General features: G+C 62.9%; 13 protein-coding genes. 8 read left to right on the top strand and 5 right to left on the bottom strand.

The window, feature by feature from the left end; translation table 11 throughout:
* The first annotated feature begins 200 nt into the window (after positions 1–200).
* The 3 genes from AC5WNJ_RS05755 to AC5WNJ_RS05745 all read left to right on the top strand — a co-directional run bounded on the left by AC5WNJ_RS05755 (position 201) and on the right by AC5WNJ_RS05745 (position 2,776).
* Positions 201–1,358, top strand: coding sequence for a glycosyltransferase family 4 protein (locus AC5WNJ_RS05755; RefSeq protein WP_495930647.1), 1,158 nt, complete (start codon positions 201–203; stop codon positions 1,356–1,358).
* Positions 1,330–1,881: a phosphatase PAP2 family protein gene (locus AC5WNJ_RS05750; RefSeq protein WP_495930646.1), complete on the top strand. Its 552-nt coding sequence runs from the start codon at positions 1,330–1,332 to the stop codon at positions 1,879–1,881. The genes AC5WNJ_RS05755 and AC5WNJ_RS05750 overlap by 29 nt, the downstream gene beginning before the upstream one ends.
* Positions 1,882–1,966: 85 nt before the next feature.
* Complete coding sequence (locus tag AC5WNJ_RS05745; protein WP_495930645.1) at positions 1,967–2,776, top strand: alpha-ketoglutarate-dependent dioxygenase AlkB family protein; 810 nt, start codon at positions 1,967–1,969, stop codon at positions 2,774–2,776.
* Between the two features lie 57 nt (positions 2,777–2,833).
* Here AC5WNJ_RS05745 and AC5WNJ_RS05740 read toward each other — a convergent pair whose 3' ends face one another.
* Positions 2,834–3,730 (bottom strand): LysR family transcriptional regulator, encoded by an 897-nt coding sequence (locus AC5WNJ_RS05740; RefSeq protein WP_495930644.1) that lies wholly within the window; start codon positions 3,728–3,730, stop codon positions 2,834–2,836.
* 410 nt (positions 3,731–4,140) lie between these two features.
* Between AC5WNJ_RS05740 and AC5WNJ_RS05735 the strand changes: the two genes are divergently transcribed.
* The 3 genes from AC5WNJ_RS05735 (at position 4,141) to AC5WNJ_RS05725 (ending at position 6,475) form a co-directional block, all read left to right on the top strand.
* Positions 4,141–4,842, top strand: a complete 702-nt coding sequence (locus AC5WNJ_RS05735) for a CoA transferase subunit A (protein WP_495930643.1) — start codon at positions 4,141–4,143, stop codon at positions 4,840–4,842.
* Between the two features lie 128 nt (positions 4,843–4,970).
* Positions 4,971–5,633, top strand: coding sequence for a 3-oxoacid CoA-transferase subunit B (locus AC5WNJ_RS05730; RefSeq protein ID WP_495930642.1), 663 nt, complete (start codon positions 4,971–4,973; stop codon positions 5,631–5,633).
* A gap of 635 nt (positions 5,634–6,268) precedes the next feature.
* Positions 6,269–6,475: a cold-shock protein gene (locus tag AC5WNJ_RS05725; RefSeq protein ID WP_495930641.1), complete on the top strand. Its 207-nt coding sequence runs from the start codon at positions 6,269–6,271 to the stop codon at positions 6,473–6,475.
* A gap of 320 nt (positions 6,476–6,795) precedes the next feature.
* Here AC5WNJ_RS05725 and gcvT read toward each other — a convergent pair whose 3' ends face one another.
* Positions 6,796–7,929 (bottom strand): glycine cleavage system aminomethyltransferase GcvT, encoded by a 1,134-nt coding sequence (gene gcvT, locus AC5WNJ_RS05720; protein WP_495930640.1) that lies wholly within the window; start codon positions 7,927–7,929, stop codon positions 6,796–6,798.
* 142 nt (positions 7,930–8,071) lie between these two features.
* Positions 8,072–9,433, bottom strand: coding sequence for an alanine/glycine:cation symporter family protein (locus AC5WNJ_RS05715; RefSeq protein WP_495931025.1), 1,362 nt, complete (start codon positions 9,431–9,433; stop codon positions 8,072–8,074).
* A gap of 878 nt (positions 9,434–10,311) precedes the next feature.
* Between AC5WNJ_RS05715 and gcvH the strand changes: the two genes are divergently transcribed.
* Positions 10,312–10,704, top strand: a complete 393-nt coding sequence (gene gcvH, locus AC5WNJ_RS05710; RefSeq protein WP_043334495.1) for a glycine cleavage system protein GcvH — start codon at positions 10,312–10,314, stop codon at positions 10,702–10,704.
* A gap of 306 nt (positions 10,705–11,010) precedes the next feature.
* Entirely contained in the window at positions 11,011–13,905 is a 2,895-nt protein-coding gene (gcvP, locus tag AC5WNJ_RS05705) for an aminomethyl-transferring glycine dehydrogenase (protein ID WP_495930639.1), read from the top strand.
* A 195-nt stretch (positions 13,906–14,100) separates the two neighbouring features.
* Here gcvP and AC5WNJ_RS05700 read toward each other — a convergent pair whose 3' ends face one another.
* Complete coding sequence (locus AC5WNJ_RS05700) at positions 14,101–15,753, bottom strand: ABC transporter substrate-binding protein (protein WP_225348116.1); 1,653 nt, start codon at positions 15,751–15,753, stop codon at positions 14,101–14,103.
* Between the two features lie 296 nt (positions 15,754–16,049).
* Positions 16,050–18,092, bottom strand: coding sequence for a DUF4955 domain-containing protein (locus AC5WNJ_RS05695; RefSeq protein ID WP_495930638.1), 2,043 nt, complete (start codon positions 18,090–18,092; stop codon positions 16,050–16,052).
* Between the last annotated feature and the right edge of the window lie 119 nt (positions 18,093–18,211).

Below are 18,211 nucleotides of genomic sequence, written 5' to 3'. Positions count from 1 at the left end.
CGCCCCTCCCCCCCACGCCAGATGACGACAGCGCCGGTACCACGCCGGTGACTGTCGTCCTTGCTTGACGATTCATTAGACAAGCCTCATACCTTGCACAGTGAGGGTCTGAAGGCGTGTCATCGCTTCGTCACCTTGTTGTTATGCCGCCGTCATTCCTTCTCTCGACAATGACCACAACAGTCATCCAGGGAGACGTCATGGAGCGCATTGCCTTCGTCAGTGAAACCTGGCACCCCGAGATCAATGGCGTGGCTCATACCTTGAGCCATCTGTGTGACCAGCTGATCGCACGCGGCTGTGAACTTCAGCTCATCCGGCCCGCGACCCAGGATGGCAGCCGGGAACCGCGTGTCCGGCATGAACTTCAGGTACGTGGACTGCGTCTGCCCGGATATGACAGCGTTCAGATCGGCGTGCCGGCTCCGCAGCGCCTGATGCGCATGTGGCGCGAGCATCGCCCCTGTGTCGTCTATATCGCCACCGAAGGCCCGCTGGGCATCAGCGCGCTGATGGTCGCCCGCCGTCTGTGCCTGCCGGTAGTCGCGGGCTTTCATACCAATTTCGATCAATACAGCACCCACTACCGGCTCAAGGCGCTACGCCCGCTGGTACGGCGCGGTCTGCGCCGCTTCCACAACGCCGCCAACATGACGCTGGTACCGACGCGCACCCAAGCAGACAGTCTGATGCAGCAAGGCTACGAGCATGTGCAGGTGATGGGGCGCGGCCTGGATTGCGAGCGCTTCTCGCCCCGTCATCGCAGCGAAGCATTGCGCAAGTCATGGGGCGTCAGCTCACAGCAACCCGTCGCACTGCACGTAGGACGCCTGGCCGCCGAGAAGAACATCGAGTTGCTGATCCGCACCTATGAGGCCATGCTGGCCGTGCAACCGGACCTCGCTCTGGTGCTGGTGGGAGACGGCCCGCTGCGCGAGCGCCTGGAACAGCGTCTGCCCGAGGCGATCTTCGCCGGTTTCCAGACCGGAGAAGCACTGGCCGCCCACTACGCCAGTGCCGACCTGTTCCTCTTCCCGTCGCTGTCGGAGACCTTCGGCAATGTGGTGCTGGAAGCCATGGCCAGCGGTCTGGCCGTGGTCGCCTTCGACTATGCGGCGGCCGCCGAGGTGATCCGTGATGATCATCAGGGCCTGCTGGCGCCTTGCAGCCAGCCGGAACGCTTCATCGAACAGGCGGTGGAGGTCTGTCAGCGACCGGCCCGCATCGCCAGACTGGGACGCGCCGCCCGCGTGCGCGTCGAGCCACTGGCCTGGAGCCGCATCGCCGAGGGCTTTCTGACCTGCCTGCGTCACGTCGAGGAGAAGCCCGATGCACGATCGCAGCCTTCCCGTCTTTGAGCGGCTGGACCTTCTGGAGTGGCGCCTGTGCCGCCAGGTCGCTCGCCTGGCACTGTTCCGGCCGATACTCACCCTGTTTCGTATCGTCTCGCGGCTGGGCGACTGGCCGGTATGGGCGCTGCTGACGCTGAGCCTGCCGCTTCAACACCCCATGGGCGGCTGGCTGCTGCTGGAATTCGGTCTCGCGGCCGGTGCCGGGGCGCTGCTCTACCGCGCCCTCAAGACGCGCCTGTGTCGTGAACGCCCGTTCATCACTTTCAACACCATCAACTGCACCATGCCACCGCTGGACCGCTACAGCTTCCCGAGTGGCCACACCCTGCACGCGGCACTCTTCGCCAGCCTGACCGCGCAGCAGCTGCCGGAGCTTGCCCTGCTGATCACGCCGCTGGCGCTGTTGATCGCGCTTTCCCGGGTGATTCTCGGCCTGCATTACGTCAGTGACGTGCTGGCCGGCGCGCTGCTGGGACTGGGGCTTGCCGAGCTCGCGATCCTGAGCTTCGAGACATTGCTGACAACCTGACGCTTGCGAGGCATGCGTCAGCCCCGGATCGGCGCGAATCATGAGCCACTTGCCCAACCGAAGGCGGCTCTGGCACTCTCGCCGCATGACGACTCCTTCTGCTGGCGATGATCTCTTCGCCACCCGCTCGACCTCTGATTCGTCGCCCGTGGCTGATGGAGCTGCGCGCCAGACGGCGGCGGATGGCTCGGTCCTGACAGCTCGCCCGCGCGAGCTGCCCGAGGACTGGCTCACCCTCGCGCACGGCTGGTACCGCCATCCTCTGCATCCGCTGTATCTCAAGCCGCGCGCCCTGACGCCGCTGCAGGCCGATCAGGCCCTCGTCACGTTGGAGGGCGATCTCGACTGGCAGCGCCCCAGCCTGAGTGTGCATGGCAAGACGCATCCGATTCCACGCCGCCAGGTGTGGATGGGCGATGTCGGCGCCCGCTATCGCTACTCCGGCAGTCTGTTCGAACCCACCCCCTGGCACATGACCGCCTGGCAACTGGGCGAGCTGGCGCGTCATGCCATCAATGACGAGCTGAGCCCGCGACGCGATGACCTGGGGCGCAGCGAGCCCATGATCCCGGAGCATTTCAACAGCCTGCTGGCCAATCGCTACGCCGACGGCGCCGACCGCATGGGCTGGCACAGCGACAACGAGCCGGAGCTGGGCACTCGCCCGATCGTGCTCGCCATTTCGCTGGGACGGGAACGCCCCCTGCGCTTCAAGGGCCACCCGAGCAGCCCCTATGCCGATACGCCGGCATTCAATCTGTGGCTACCACATGGCTCGCTGCTGGTCATGGGCCGTGGCTGTCAGGACCGCCTCCACCATGCGCTGCCGCCACGCAAGCTCGACGGGCTGCGCATCAGTCTGACCTATCGCCAACTGCTGACGCCGTCGCGCTGAGGCCAGCTGTCTGGTTGGCGTCCTGCGTCTGTCCTTTCCCAGCCCCAGGCCCCGGCGTCATTCCATCGCTGGGTAGCGCACGCGCAGCGTCTCCAGCATCGCCTGTACCGCCACCGACAGCTCATGGCGTCCGCGGCGGATCACCCCGACCCGCTGCTGAACCTCCGGCCCTGTCAGCGGCAGACACTCACAGCCCAGCGCACTCATCTGTGCCGCACTCATCGCCGGCACCGCGCTGACACCCAGACCTTCCGCCACCATGCGCCCGCAGGTGACCAACTGGTGGGTCTCGAAGGCGACATGCAGTGACATGCCCTCCGCTTCAAGGCGTTGCTCGAGCATGCGACGCACCCCCGAAGGCCGCTGCAGCGTGATGAAGTCTTCCTTGAGCAGCCGTGACCACTCGATGGAGGTCGGTGCCTCTGCCAGCAAGGCGTGGCCGGGGGGAATGATCGCCACATAGCGGTCCTCGAACAGCAGCTCGAACACCAGATCCTGGCGTACGCCGGGGTCGAAGCAGATCCCCAGCTCGACGCGACCATCAGTGACCCGCTCGACCACCTCCTCGGCGATGACATCATTCACCTCAATGGTGATCTCCGGATATTGGCGGCGAAAATCGGCCAATACGCCGGGAAGAAGGTTGCCGGCGAAGGTCGGCATCGCGGCCAGCGCCACACGTCCGCGCCCGAGACTGAAGCGCTGGCGCATCTCATCCTCGGCATGCTCCCAGTCCGACAGCAGACGCCTGGCCAGCGGAAAGAAGGCGCGCCCTTCCGGGGTCAGGCTGACCTGTCGGGTCGAGCGCTGAAACAGACGCCCGCCCAATGACTCCTCCAGATTCTTGACTGCCAGCGACAGGGCGGGCTGCGAGAGATGCACCAGGGTGCCGGCCTCGGCGAAGGACAGCGTGCGCGCCACCGCCACGAAGGCCTTCAACTGTTTCAGCGTCATGTCGTGTCCTGTCTCAGGGTAATGCCAGGGGATGTCACGAGCGGCGCAGCTCGCCGTCTCGCGCTCGCAGGCTAGGTGCTGACTGGTCACCTTGGTCATTGGTAATTGGTCATGGGTCATACAGGTCATGGGTCACCCCAGACATTGGTCATGGATGACGACCACGAAACTCTGACATGGCTGACCGCATAGTTCAGGTCATGCCGCCCTGCTAGCGCTCGAACCCTGCCAGCATGGGGTCTGTCAGGCTTTTTCCTCGCCAGCACGCTCGAGAAGTCGCAAATCAATTCTTATCAAAAACTGATCAATGAATAGAAAAAACAAACTTATTAAATATATACAGACTCAGGATTGTCGGCAATGATGAAGACATCCCGACAACAACAGCTTGGATACTCAAGGAGATTCGCATGGCAGGATTCAACAAGGTGGTGACCAGCTACGCGGAGGCCATGGCAGGCCTTGAAGATGGCATGACGGTAATCGCCGGCGGCTTCGGCCTGTGTGGCATCCCGGAGAATCTGATTGCGGAGATCAAGCGTCTCGGCGCCAAGGACCTCACCGTGGTCTCCAACAACTGCGGCGTCGATGGCTTCGGGCTCGGCGTACTGCTGGAAGACCGCCAGATCAAGACAATGATCGCCTCCTACGTCGGCGAAAATGCGCTGTTCGAGAAGCAGCTGCTCGATGGCGACCTGGAGGTGATTCTCACCCCCCAGGGCACGCTGGCAGAAAAGATGCGTGCCGCCGGCGCCGGTATCCCTGCCTTCTTCACCGCCACCGGTTACGGCACACCGATCGGGGAAGGCAAGGAAGTGCGCGAATTCGATGGCCGCCCCTACATTCTGGAAGAATCCATCAAGGGCGACTTCGCCATCGTCAAGGCCTGGAAGGCGGACCGCTACGGCAACGTTGTCTACCGCCACACCGCGCGCAACTTCAACCCGCTGGCTGCCACGGCAGGCAAGATCACCGTGGTCGAAGTCGAGGAACTGGTCGAGCCGGGTGAACTGGACCCAGCCGAGATCCATACGCCCGGCATCTACGTGGACCGCGTCATCAAGGGCGATTTCGAGAAGCGCATCGAGAAACGTACCGTCCGCACGCGTTGAGCCAACGGCTCCGCCTGCACGTCCCGCTGCTAGCGGAGCCCTTGTGCTCCGGGGCGAACTTTCTCGACCGCCTTCACGACACGGCACAGTGCCTCATGGCTGATGGCACCCAAGACAAGGAAACAATCATGGCTTTGACACGCGAACAGATGGCCCAGCGAGTGGCTCAGGAAATCCAGGACGGCTCCTACGTCAATCTGGGGATCGGTATCCCGACCCTGGTGGCCAACTATGTCCCCGATGGTATCGAGGTGATGCTGCAGTCAGAAAATGGCCTGCTGGGCATGGGCCGCTACCCCTATGAAGACGAAGTCGACGCCGACATGATCAACGCCGGCAAGGAGACCGTGACGGCCATCGATGGCGCCGCCATCTTCGATTCCGCCGAATCCTTCGCCATGATCCGTGGCGGTCACGTCGACCTGACGGTGCTCGGCGCCTTCGAGGTGGACGTGAATGGCAACATCGCCAGCTGGATGATTCCGGGCAAGCTGGTCAAGGGCATGGGTGGCGCGATGGATCTGGTCGCCGGCGCCGAAAACATCATCTGCACCATGACCCACGCCTCCAAGCATGGCGAGTCCAAGCTGCTCACCCAGTGCGAACTGCCGCTGACCGGTGCCGGCTGCATCCGTCGCGTCCTGACCGACCTTGCCTTCCTAGAGATCAAGGACGGCGCCTTCCACCTGCTGGAGCGCGCACCGGGCGTGAGCGTCGAGGAAATCGAGCGCCTGACCGCCGGCAAGCTGGTCGTGCCGGAGCATGTGCCCGAAATGCAACTGGATGCCTGAGGTAGCTTGTGCGCATAGCAGCCCTCGCTCGGGCACTGCTTTCTGCGCCAGGGCCCTCATGATCCACGTGGCCATTGCGCCAAAGGATGAGGCATCACGAGCTGTGTATCGCGGGGATTTTCCCCGCCGCTTTTGAGGAAAATCTCTCATGATGTGATGGGCGCATCACATCCTCTCTCCGAGAGACTTGATGGCGTCGTCGCCATCCGCCGACAGCGCTGCCATCGCTGTCGGCTTTTTTATGTCCATCGTCCGCCATTCGGGGCCTTGCGGCCGTCTAGGAGCTCGACGGACAGGACTGCAACCGGGCCTTTTCCAGGCCACTGTCTTCGCCGAGAGCATGATAACGGGATAAAAAACCAGCCCACAGCCGGCATCAGGTGTGGCGAAATTCTCAGCACCGTCGGGATGGCTTTATCGGCGAATTGTGCGCAAGATCATTAGGCAAAAGGATAAGTTTCTGATATTTCATTTGACCTTGATGTCCGAGCAGCGCAGTATTGGTCTCGTTGGTTAGCAAGTCGAATATCGTCAGTTGTGATCGAAGCACTTCGGTACCTGGTGTATATCCTCCTTGTTTTTACCCACGTTTATCGGGTAACTCCCGGCAATATCATCAGTAAGGAATTACGATCATGGCAACTGGCACAGTCAAGTGGTTCAACGACACCAAAGGTTTCGGTTTCATTTCTCCGGACGACAACGGTGACGACCTGTTCGCACACTTCTCCGAAATCCAGGCTGAAGGCTTCAAGTCTCTGCAAGACGGTCAGAAGGTCTCCTTCGACGTCACCCAGGGCAAGAAAGGCCTCCAGGCCGCCAACATCAAGGTCATCGACTGATCATGAGTTGGCAGAAAGAGACTTGAGTCTCTTTCCATGGAAAAGCCCGCTTCGGCGGGCTTTTCTGCGTCTGGGAAAGCCTTGCCCCTGGCTGCCCCGCACGGCGTCTTGCCTCGACACCGCATGCCGGCATCTCAGGTAACAGCCGCTCACCGGGCCAGCGCCGAGGCTACCGCTCGCGTCCTGACGCCGCTGACAGGCAAAGAAAAAGGGACTACCGAAGCAGCCCCTTTCCCTTGCATCCTGTACCTTCAGTACGGACTGCCCAGTTCAGAGCGATCCATCCGGCTCACAGCCATCCATGCACCTTGCGACCGGACTCATCCGCGATAGTAGCGTTGCTCGACGAAGGGCATCTTCGTCACCGTCATCGGCAGACGCTTGCCACGCACATCGGCAAACACTTCGGTCTCGAGTGCGCTGTGAGCGATGCTCACGTAGCCCATCGCCACCGGCTTGCCATAGGTTGGCCCGAAGCTGCCGGAGGTCACCACACCGATACGGTTGTCCTGGGCATCATAGAGCTCAGCCCCTTCGCGGATAGGCGCACGCCCCTGGGCGACCAGCCCTACCCGCTTGCGGGTGTGATCCTTGTTGGCGATCTGGGTCAGGATGACGTCGGCCCCCGGGAAGCCGCCTTCACGCTCGCCGCCCTGACGACGCACCTTGCCCAGCGCCCAGATCAGACTGCCTTCCACCGGCGTGGTGGTGGTATCGAGATCGTGCCCGTAAAGGCACAGGCCTGCCTCGAGGCGCAGGGAATCCCGCGCCCCAAGCCCGATGAACTCGACTTCCTTCTGCGCCAGCAGCAGGCGCGCGAAGCGCTCTGCGTCGGCATCAGGCACGGAGATCTCGAAGCCATCCTCGCCGGTGTAGCCACTGCGGCTGACCCAACACTCGATGCCCTCGATGGTGACGTGGGCATGATGCATGAAGGTCAGCTCGCAGGCCTCGGGCGACAGACGCTGCATCACCGCATGAGCCATCGGCCCCTGCAGTGCGAGCAGCGCCCGATCATCCAGCACCTCAAGCTCGATATCCATCGGCAGCCCTACGCGCAGATGCGCGATGTCCTGATCCTTGCAGGCAGCGTTCACCACCACGTAGAGGTGATCACCGCCATTGACGATCATCAGGTCATCCAGGATACCGCCGGTGTCGGAGGTCAGCAGGCCATAGCGCTGCATGCCCACCGGCAGATCGACGATATCCGTCGGCACCAGGGCCTCCAGCGCTGCCTGCACATTCTCGCCGCGCAGAATCAGCTGACCCATGTGCGAGACATCGAACAGCCCGGCCTTGGCGCGGGTGTGCTCATGCTCCTTCTTGACACCCAGCGGGTACTGGACAGGCATGGAGTAGCCTGCAAACTCGACCATCTTCGCTCCCTGCTCGACATGCAGGTCATTAAGGGCGGTCTGCTTGAGGCCAGTGACAGCGGCGGAATCGGACATCATCTTTCTCCAGGGTGGCACGCAAGGTCTCTTCGGCGGTCGCGGTGTATGGACCGCTACCGCCGAAGGCGGATTATCAGGATAGGATTCTCTGCACGACCCACCCCATCTCGACCTGCGGTCACGGGGTGAGTCCCTGCATTCAGCGGTCTTCGCCTGCCAGCACTTCCTTGCCGTCGAAGTAGTCACGCGTCAGCTTGAAGACCACCGGCGACAGCAGTGCCAGTCCGATCAGGTTCGGAATCGCCATCAGGGCATTGAAGGTGTCCGCCATCAGCCAGATCAGGTCGAGCTTGGCCATCGCCCCCAGAGGAATGGCGATCACGAACACGATGCGATACAGCATGATGGCACGCGTACCGAACAGGTACTGGAAGCACTTCTCACCATAGAAGGACCAGCCAAGGATGGTGGTGAAAGCGAAGACCGCAAGCGCGATGGCCACCAGGTGGTTGCCCACGCCCGGCAGCGCCTGATCGAAGGACATCGAGGTCAGGGCAGCGCCGGTTTCCCCGGAAGACCACAGGCCGGAAGTGATGATCGCCAGCGCCGTGATGGTGCAGATGATGATGGTGTCGATGAAGGTCCCCAGCATCGCGACCAGCCCCTGGCGTACCGGGTTCTTGGTCTGCGCCGCCGCGTGGGCGATGGGCGCACTGCCCAGACCCGCTTCATTGGAGAAGATACCGCGCGCCACACCGAAGCGGATGGCGGCCATCACCGCTGCCCCGGCAAAGCCGCCGGTCGCCGCGACCGGATTGAAGGCATAGGTGAAGATGAGGCCGAAGGCATGGCCGATCTGGTCGGCGTTGATCACCAGGGTGAGGATGCCGGCCAGGAAGTAGGCGATGGCCATGAACGGCACCAGCTTGCCGGCCACGCTGGAGATACGCCTGATGCCACCGAGAATCACGGCGCCAGCCAGCACCATCATCACCACACCGGAGACCCAGTGCGGGATCGCGAAGGATGTTTCCAGCGCATCCGCGACCGAGTTGGACTGCACGGTGTTGCCGATACCGAAGGCCGCGAAGCAACCGAAGAAGGCGAAGGCACCGCCCAGCCAGCCCCACTTGGCGCCCAGACCGTTGCGGATATAGTACATCGGGCCACCGACATGGTTGCCGGTGTCATCGACTTCACGATAACGCACGGCACACACGGCCTCGGCGTACTTGGTCGCCATGCCGACCAGCGCGGTGATCCACATCCAGAAGATCGCCCCCGGGCCACCCAGCGCGATGGCGGTTGCCACGCCCGCGATGTTGCCGGTGCCGATGGTCGCGGACAGCGACGTCATCAGGGCATTGAAAGGAGAAATCTCGCCGTCGCCATCCTTGCCCGGCGCACGACCACTCCACAACAGCTTGAAGCCGGTACCCAACTTGCGAAGCGGCATGCCCTTGAGGCCTGCCTGAAGATAGAAGCCGACCCCGAGCAGCAGGATCAGCATCAATGGGCCCCAGACGACGCCATTGATGGCACTAAAGACGGAACTGATCATTTCCACGCAGATTTCCTCCGCTGAATTGTTGTTATCACACGATGCGCAGTGACTCGTGGCGGTGCCATCCCCAGGCGGGTGATCGACCCGCGACGAGCCTCCCACGGCATTTTCACCGTTGGGACAGTTCACATTAGCGGAAGCTATCTCACTTCACTAGCCCAACAGGGCTTTACGCTGGCAGGTGAGGCAATCATTGCGTAAAAAGTACGATGAGACTGCGCCAACTCGCATGTTTCATCGCCTCATCGTGTCTTCTGGCAGCAGATCCTGCGCCCGGTGATCTCGAGACTGTCGAAAAAAGTCTCACAACAAGCCAAGCCAGATGTCGAGACAAATGACGAACCGAAAGCCGAGCCGCAGGCCCGGCGCGGTAACCCTCAGGTAAAGACTCCACCAGCGCGCTCATCAGGTTCGCTTTGCTTGAACGCATCAGGCATTGACAGCCGGGTCTTCACGACACAACATGGAAATAAGTTTCCGATAAGAAACTATCGGCACCATAACGCGAGTTTGAGCGCCTCGCAATAGTGACTCGGACATCCTCGCCCACTGGCACGACCGATCTCCCGCACTGCTGCGAGGTGCTCAACCTCTCACGAGGTGTCACGGCGCACTGGCAAGGCGCCGGGCGGCCCGGCCAACGATGCATAGCAATTGGCCAGGCAGGCCCATGATGGCGGGCTTCATGAGTGAACCACGCAAGACACTGGACGCCCGAAGAGTGACAGACCACGATAGAGGGACGGCCGTCAGCAGCACACGCCCAAAGTCGTAGCATCACGCGGCAGTCTGCCACTGCCACACGCCGGGGCCTTGGGGCATAATGACGTACCGATTCCCTGAATCAGAAAATCTTTTCACATAGGAAAACACTCATGAGCAATATTCCCGCCACGCTGAAGTACACCGAGAGTCACGAGTGGGTTCAGGACAACGGCGATGGCACCGTGACCATCGGGATCACCGACCACGCCCAGGAAGCGCTTGGCGATGTCGTCTTCGTCGAACTGCCGGAAGTCGGCCGTGAGCTGGCACTGGAAGAAGAGTTCGGGGTCATCGAGTCCGTCAAGGCGGCCTCTGATCTGTACGCACCGCTGGCCGGTGAAGTCATCGCCGTCAACGAGAGCCTCGAAGACGCGCCGGAATCCGTCAACGAGAGCCCCTATGACGATGCCTGGATTCTGAAGATGAAGGTCGCTGACAGCGCCGAACTCGACAAGCTGCTCGACGCTGATGCCTATTCTCAGCTGGTCGAAAGCGAAGCCTGATCCGCCTGAGCCTCCTGCCCATGCCGAGATCCGCGGGGCAGGAGGTTGCGACATTCGCGCACAGCCACCCTCGTGACTGCGCCACCCGTTTCGATGGCCCGTCTAGATGGCCCGCTTCGATGGCACGACGCTCCTCATACGGCCGCCCCTGAGCGCGCCGGGAGTGAAGCAACTGCAGCATGCTCGGCAGTGATGTCGATGCCCCCATGATTCCCGACGCCCTGCCCGCAGCCTCCTCGCTGGCACGGTGATGTTCCTCCCGCGGACTGCCCCCTGCAGTCCCCGTTGCAGCACAGGATTTCTTGCATGGCTCACGAGACGCTTACCCTGGCCCAGCTGGCCGGACACGACGATTTCATCTCCCGCCACAATGGGCCGACCGATGCCAATGTGACGCGCATGTTGGCGACACTGGGTGAAGAGAGCATCGCCACGCTCATCGACCGCACGGTGCCCACCGCCATTCGTCTGGGCCGTGAGCTGGATCTCGAAGGGCCACGCACGGAATCCGAAGCACTGGACTACCTGAAGCGCCTCGCGCGTCAGAACAAGGTGTTCAAGACCTATATCGGTCAGGGTTACCACAACACCCACCTGCCGGCAGTCATCCAGCGCAACGTGCTGGAAAATCCGGGCTGGTACACCGCCTACACGCCGTATCAGCCGGAAATCGCCCAGGGCCGTCTCGAAGGGCTGCTCAACTTCCAGCAGGCAGTGATGGACCTGACCGGCATGGAGCTGGCCAACGCCAGCCTGCTGGACGAAGCCACCGCCGCTGCCGAGGCCATGGCGCTGTGTCAGCGCGGCAACAAGAAGAGCAGGAGCAAGCGCTTCTTCATCGCCGATGACGTGCTGCCGCAGACCCTGGACGTCATGCGCACCCGCGCCGACTACTTCGGCTTCGAGCTGGTCATCGATGCCGCCGAGAACGTCGGCGAGCACGACATCTTCGGCGCCCTCTTCCAGTATCCGGGCAACACCGGCCAGGTGCGCGACCTCGCGCCGCTGCTGGACGCCGCGCGCGCCAATGGCGCGATGACCGTGGTGGCCGCCGACCTGCTGAGCCTGGTGCTGCTCAAGTCGCCGGGCAGCCTCGGTGCCGATATCGTCGTCGGTACCTCCCAGCGTTTCGGCGTGCCGATGGGCTTCGGCGGCCCGCACGCGGCCTTCTTCGCCACCACCGACAAGCTCAAGCGCTCCATCCCGGGCCGCATCATCGGCGTCTCCAGGGACTCACGCGGCAACCCGGCACTGCGCATGGCGATGCAGACTCGCGAGCAGCACATCCGCCGCGAGAAGGCGACCTCCAACATCTGTACCGCCCAGGCGCTGCTGGCCAACATCGCCGGCTTCTATGCCGTCTATCACGGTGCCGAGGGCCTCAAGCGCATCGCCACCCGCGTGCATCGCCTGACCAGCATTCTCGCCGAGGGCGTCAGCCGTTGCGGCATGGCACTGGCCCACGACAGCTGGTTCGATGCCATCACCGTGACCGGCGTGGATGAGGGCAAGATCCACGGTCGCGAGCTGACCCACGAGATCAACCTGCGCCACCATGGCGACGGCCGCATCACCATCAACCTCGACGAGACCACCACCGCCGCTGACGTCGGCGTGCTGTTCGACGTGCTGCTCGGCGAGGAGCACGGCCTGTCCGTCGCCGCGCTGGACCAGGACCTGCTGGCCAAGGGCGCAAGCGCGATTCCGGCGGCCTGCCAGCGTGACAGCGACTTCCTGACCCACCCGACCTTCAGCCGCTACCACTCGGAAACCGAGATGCTGCGCTATCTGAAGCGTCTGGAGAACAAGGACCTGTCACTGACTCACGCGATGATTCCGCTGGGCAGCTGCACCATGAAGCTGAACGCCACCACCGAGATGATCCCGGTGACCTGGCCTGAATTCGCCAACGTCCACCCCTTCGCACCGTCGGATCAGGTGGTCGGCTACAAGCAGATGATCGATGAGCTGTCGGCCTTCCTGGTCGAGATCACCGGCTACGACGCCATCTCCATGCAGCCGAACTCCGGCGCCCAGGGGGAATACGCGGGCCTGGTCGCGATCCGTCGCTATCAGGCCTCCATCGGCGAAGGCGCGCGCGACATCTGCCTGATCCCAAGCTCCGCCCACGGCACCAACCCGGCCTCCGCCGCGATGGCCGCCATGAAGGTGGTGGTGGTCGAGTGTGACACCAACGGCAACATCGACATCAAAGACCTGCGTGCCAAGGCCGAGCAGCACAGCGACAAGCTGTCCGCGATCATGATCACCTACCCGTCCACCCACGGCGTGTTCGAGGAAACCGTGCGCGAGGCCTGTCAGGTAGTTCACGACCACGGCGGCCAGGTCTACATCGACGGTGCCAACATGAACGCCCAGGTCGGCATCTGCCGCCCGGGTGACTTCGGCGGCGATGTCTCGCACCTCAACCTGCACAAGACCTTCTGCATTCCCCACGGTGGCGGTGGCCCGGGCATGGGTCCGATCGGCATCAAGGCCCACCTGGCGCCGTTCGTCTCCAACCACGTGGTCACCCCGCTGGAAGGCGTGAAACCGGAGTGCACCGCCGTCTCGGCCGCCGCCTTCGGTTCCGCGGCGATCCTGCCGATCTCCTGGGCCTACATCAAGATGATGGGCGCGCAGGGGCTGCGTGAAGCCACCGAGCTTGCGATCCTCAACGCCAACTACATCGCCATGCGTCTCGATGGACACTATCCGGTGCTCTACCGCGGCAAGAACGGCACCGTGGCGCATGAGTGCATCATCGATATCCGCCCGCTGAAGACCGCTTCCGGCATCAGCGAGGAGGACATCGCCAAGCGTCTGATCGACTACGGCTTCCACGCGCCGACCATGTCGTTCCCGGTGGCGGGCACCCTGATGGTCGAGCCGACCGAGTCCGAGTCGCTCTATGAGATCGACCGTTTCTGTGAGGCGATGATCGCGATTCGCGCCGAGATCGCCCGTGTCGAGCAAGGCGAGTGGACACTGGAAGACAACCCGCTGGTGCACGCTCCGCACACCCAGGCCGACCTGATGGACGCCGAGTGGACGCGCAGCTACTCCCGTGAGATCGGCGCCTTCCCCAGTGAGCACGTCAAGGCCGCCAAGCAGTGGCCGGCGGTCAACCGGGTCGACAACGTGCACGGCGATCGTCAGTTGATCTGCTCCTGCCCGAGCATCGATCTCTACCGTGATTGAGAGCGGCGATTGAGGGCCGGGACTGAGAGCGGTAATGGAAGGCCGTAACAGCAAGCCAGCCATGAGGCAGTGATGAAACGCTGTCGCTGATCGATCTGGCACTAAAACGCCCCTGCCGGGAAACCGGCAGGGGCGTTTTCGTTGCAGCTGTCTTTCACGAGACTGCTCGAAGGCGCAGTGTCGCGCCAGTCGCGTTTACTCCTTCCAGCTCTTGAGCAGCTCGTCGTAGGCGATGGTCTCGCCCTTGGGCTTCTCGTTGTCCAGCTTGGCCTTCGGCGCACCCGGCTGGGCGAACCAGTACTCCGCATCACGCTCCTCGTTGAGCTTCGGCCCACAGTTGTCCATCACCTTGGCGCGCTCGAGACGCTCGAGAATGCGGTCCTGTGCCTTGGCCAGGCCATCGAGGGCTTCCTGTGGCGTGGCTTCGCCACTGGCGGCCTGGGAGATGTACTGCCACCACAGCTGAGCAAGCTTGGGATAGTCCGGCACGTTGGTGCCGGTCGGCGACCACTGCACCCGCGCCGGGCTGCGATAGAACTCGACCAGACCGCCGAGCTTCGGCGCGGCATCGGTCATCGCCTGGGACTGGATATCCGACTCGCGGATCGGCGTCAGGCCTTCGAGAGTCTTCTTGAGCGAGACGGTCTTGGCGGTGACGAACTGCGCGTACAACCAGGCGGCGTGACGGTTCTTCTCCGGGGTGGAATCGAAGAAGGTCCAGGCGCCCACGTCCTGATAGCCAAGCTTCATGCCCTCTTCCCAGTACGGACCATGCGGCGACGGCGCCATGCGCCACTTCGGCGTGCCATCGTCGTTGACCACCGGCAGGCCATCCCGCGTCATGTCGGCGGTAAAGGCGGTGTACCAGAAGATCTGCTGGGCGATGTTGCCCTGGGACGGCACCGGACCGGACTCGGAGAAGGTCATGCCCTGGGCTTCCGGCGGTGCGTACTTGCCCAGCCAGTCGACATACTTGGTGGTGGCATAGACAGCCGCGGGGCCGTTGGCCGCGCCGCCACGCGTCACCGAGGAGCCCACCGGCTGACATTCCTCGACACGAATGCCCCACTCATCCACCGGCAGGCCGTTGGGCAGGCCCTTGTCGCCGGCACCCGCCATGGAGAACCAGGCATCGGTGAAGCGCCAGCCGAGTGACGGGTCCTTCTTGCCGTAATCCATGTGGCCGTAGACGCGCTCACCGTCGATTTCCTTGACGTCATTGGTGAAGAAGTCGGCGATGTCCTCATAGGCCGACCAGTTGACCGGCACCCCCAGCTCGTAGCCGTACTTGTCCTTGAACTGCTTCTTCAGGTCTTCGCGCTCGAACCAGTCGGCACGGAACCAGTAAAGGTTGGCGAACTGCTGGTCCGGCAGCTGATAGAGCTTGTCATCCGGGCCGGTGGTGAAATCCAGCCCGATGAAGTCGTCCAGATCCAGCGTCGGCGAGGTGAAGGCCTTGCCGTCGCCTTCCATCATGTCGCTGATCGGCACGACCTTGCCATAGCGGAAGTGCGTGCCGATCAAGTCGGAATCATTGACATAGCCATCGTAGATATTGCGCCCGGACTGCATCTGGGTCTGGAGTTTCTCGATGACGTCGCCTTCCTGAATCAAGTCGTGGGTCAGCTTGATGCCGGTGATCTCGCTGAAGGCCTTGGCCAGCACCTTTGACTCATATTCATGGGTGGTCAGGGTTTCCGAGGCCACCTTGATTTCCATGCCGCGCAGCGGTTCAGCGGCCTTGATGAACCACTCGAGTTCGGACATCTGCTCGTCCTTGCTCAACGTGGAGGGTGAGAACTCCTGATCGATCCACTTCCTTGCCGCATCCTGATACTGATCGGCCATGGCCTGGCTGGAGAGGCCGGCGAGCCCCGCCGCCGTGGCGAAGGCGATGGCGTAACGCAGGCGTGCGGGTCGAATGATGTGCTGACTCATGGGATGTCCCTTCATTGGCGTTATTGTTGTGTCGCGTCTTCCAACAACCACTTCCGTCAATCACGTGTCGCGCGGCGCGATTCGCCGCCTTGATTGCTCTCGGTGCTGCTCGTCCTCCTGCCGTTCCAATCGGCTGTCGTTGGCTGCTGCTCTGTTGTCCTTGCTGCCCTGCTTGCTCTGCTGCCCTGATGCTCAGCGGCTTGCTGTCACTCTCGCGTCTCCCGCAGCAGCTCGCGCTGGGCACGGTAGAGCGAGGCGGGCTTCACGGCCTCGCCCGGTGACTCGACGCGTGCCTGCAAGGCATCCATCGACGGCAAGGGGTCATACTCGGTCACGCCCTTGGCATTCATCACCCGGGCATAGTCATGACGATTGGCGATGCCCAGCGCATGCCCGGTCGCCCCGACGACCGTCGGCATGATCACCTTGCCGAAATGAGAGTCGGCGCGCATGAAGGGCCAGGCAGCATGTGGCTTGCCGGTATTGACCGGATTCCACAGCACCAGCCCGCGCAGATGATTGGGCTGATGGCCGACACTGGCGCCCCAACGGTCGCGCACATGACCGCCACGCTTGCGATCGAACACGTTGTCGCGCGATTGCTGACCATGCAGCTCGATACCACTGTCACCGGCGTGCTCCAGTTCAAGGTAGACGTTATGGGTCGCGTAGCGGGCCACCCCGGGCGCATGCCAGGCATGACTTTGGTCGACTACCTGGCGGGCCAGTACCTGATTGCTGTCACTGATCGTCATCGCGATATGCCCGGGCTTGCCGGTCATCGTCACATCCTCGAGTGTCAGCTGTGAGCTGTGGCGCACCTTCACCCCCTGATTGAAACTATCGAGCCGTACATCACGTACCCAGCCATCCGTGATGCCATCCAGATCCAGAAGGCCGAAGCCGCTGTCATCCTCGGCGCTGCGATGATGCTTGAAGTGCCCACGCCAGTTGCCCTTGAGCGTGATGCCCTGCACCCCGACTTCCCGCGCCGGGTGCAGACGAGCGATGCGCCACTGCTCATCGGGAAAGCGCTCATGCACCACCGGCAACGAGAGCGTGAGGCGCTTGCCGTCACGTGCCACCACGCGGTAGCGCGCCCGTTTGATCACTCCGTCACGCTCGATCAACCAACGCGACTTGCCGGTCTTGGCATCCTTTTCCATCTGATAGGGCGCCAGGGCACGGGCCACTGCCTCAGGCCGCTTGTCGATGCTCTCCAGCAGCACCTCATCGCCTGGCGCGAGTGCTGCGCCATCTGTCTCGTCCGACTGACCCGCCTCATCCGCCAGCGTGATCGTGTCCTGCGTATCCGCCGGCTGCCGGTGGCTCGTCGGCGTGACGGATTGCCATTCTTCCTGCTTGCCACCCTCGGCCAGATTGCCCAGATGCAGCAGCCAGGGAGTGCTCCAGTACCAGCTGGCGTGCAACGGCAGCATCGGCCGGGTCTGCCTGAGGTGCGTGACATCACTGCCCGCGCCCATCAAGGTCCAGTGGCTGCCTGCCAGACTCAACCCCTGCATCTTGAGCAATGCCTCGCGCAGCGCCTGCTGGTGTTCTGCATCCGCCACCGCGGCTTTCAGTGCCACTAGGCGGGAGTGAAACCAGTCGCGTTCGGCCGCCCCATACACCACGTACTCCCCCGCCGGGAAATACAGCACGCCGCGGCGCGCGGGGCGGTCGGCGTCATTACTGCCCTGGCGCTGCCAGTCACGCATGGCGGCATGCGCCCTGAGGATCGCGCGGCGATCACTCAGGGTGTCACTGCCATCCGCGCCGTAGGCCGTGACATCGAAGCGGCGCAGCGCGCCTTTTTCGCTCTCATCTGCCGTGCCCTTTTCTGCCGAGCCCTTTCCTGGCGCTTCACCCGCCTCACGCGGCTCGAGTTCAAGCGCCGGAAGTGCCTCGCCCTGGTGGTAGCCGGCGCGGGAAACGTCAGGCAGAGGCAGTGGTTTGCGCGCCTCGGGTGAGCGGGCCTGATTGGCCTGCCACTGGCGCTGATACTGCTGCCACACTGTTGATTGCCCCGCCTCGCCATCCCCGGCCTGCTGATCAGGCGTCGTGGCGTCCGGGTTGTCGAGCGGTGTACCGGCCCACCAACCGAGGGCGACAACGCAGGCAATGCTCAGCCCTGTCACGCCCGCCCAGAGACGACGGCGGTTCTTGCTCGGCGAGGGAGAGTCGCCATGTGAAGCCCCCTTTGAAGCACTACCTGTAGACGAGCGATGCGGTGAGCGAGATGACGACATGCAATGAGATTCCAGAGCGGCGAATGACACTGGCGGATGCCAGTCAGAACCGCTTGGGACTCCCCACAGGCTGTCCGGTTCCGTGTTGCCACCGGGCGACGCTGCCTGTCGTAAGCGCT

It is taken from the genome of Cobetia sp. PDI-23MA (assembly GCF_059507735.1).
Note: the sequence above shows the minus strand (reverse complement) of the source record. Positions and strands in the feature narration are given on the sequence as shown.

Coding starts and splice junctions, on each gene's coding strand:
- AC5WNJ_RS05755 (WP_495930647.1), top strand. CDS start 201: ATGGAGCGCATTGCCTTCGTCAGTGAAACCTGGCACCCCGAGATCAAT.
- AC5WNJ_RS05750 (WP_495930646.1), top strand. CDS start 1,330: ATGCACGATCGCAGCCTTCCCGTCTTTGAGCGGCTGGACCTTCTGGAG.
- AC5WNJ_RS05745 (WP_495930645.1), top strand. CDS start 1,967: ATGACGACTCCTTCTGCTGGCGATGATCTCTTCGCCACCCGCTCGACC.
- AC5WNJ_RS05740 (WP_495930644.1), bottom strand. CDS start 3,730: ATGACGCTGAAACAGTTGAAGGCCTTCGTGGCGGTGGCGCGCACGCTG.
- AC5WNJ_RS05735 (WP_495930643.1), top strand. CDS start 4,141: ATGGCAGGATTCAACAAGGTGGTGACCAGCTACGCGGAGGCCATGGCA.
- AC5WNJ_RS05730 (WP_495930642.1), top strand. CDS start 4,971: ATGGCTTTGACACGCGAACAGATGGCCCAGCGAGTGGCTCAGGAAATC.
- AC5WNJ_RS05725 (WP_495930641.1), top strand. CDS start 6,269: ATGGCAACTGGCACAGTCAAGTGGTTCAACGACACCAAAGGTTTCGGT.
- gcvT (WP_495930640.1), bottom strand. CDS start 7,929: ATGTCCGATTCCGCCGCTGTCACTGGCCTCAAGCAGACCGCCCTTAAT.
- AC5WNJ_RS05715 (WP_495931025.1), bottom strand. CDS start 9,433: ATGATCAGTTCCGTCTTTAGTGCCATCAATGGCGTCGTCTGGGGCCCA.
- gcvH (WP_043334495.1), top strand. CDS start 10,312: ATGAGCAATATTCCCGCCACGCTGAAGTACACCGAGAGTCACGAGTGG.
- gcvP (WP_495930639.1), top strand. CDS start 11,011: ATGGCTCACGAGACGCTTACCCTGGCCCAGCTGGCCGGACACGACGAT.
- AC5WNJ_RS05700 (WP_225348116.1), bottom strand. CDS start 15,753: ATGGCCGATCAGTATCAGGATGCGGCAAGGAAGTGGATCGATCAGGAG.
- AC5WNJ_RS05695 (WP_495930638.1), bottom strand. CDS start 18,092: ATGTCGTCATCTCGCTCACCGCATCGCTCGTCTACAGGTAGTGCTTCA.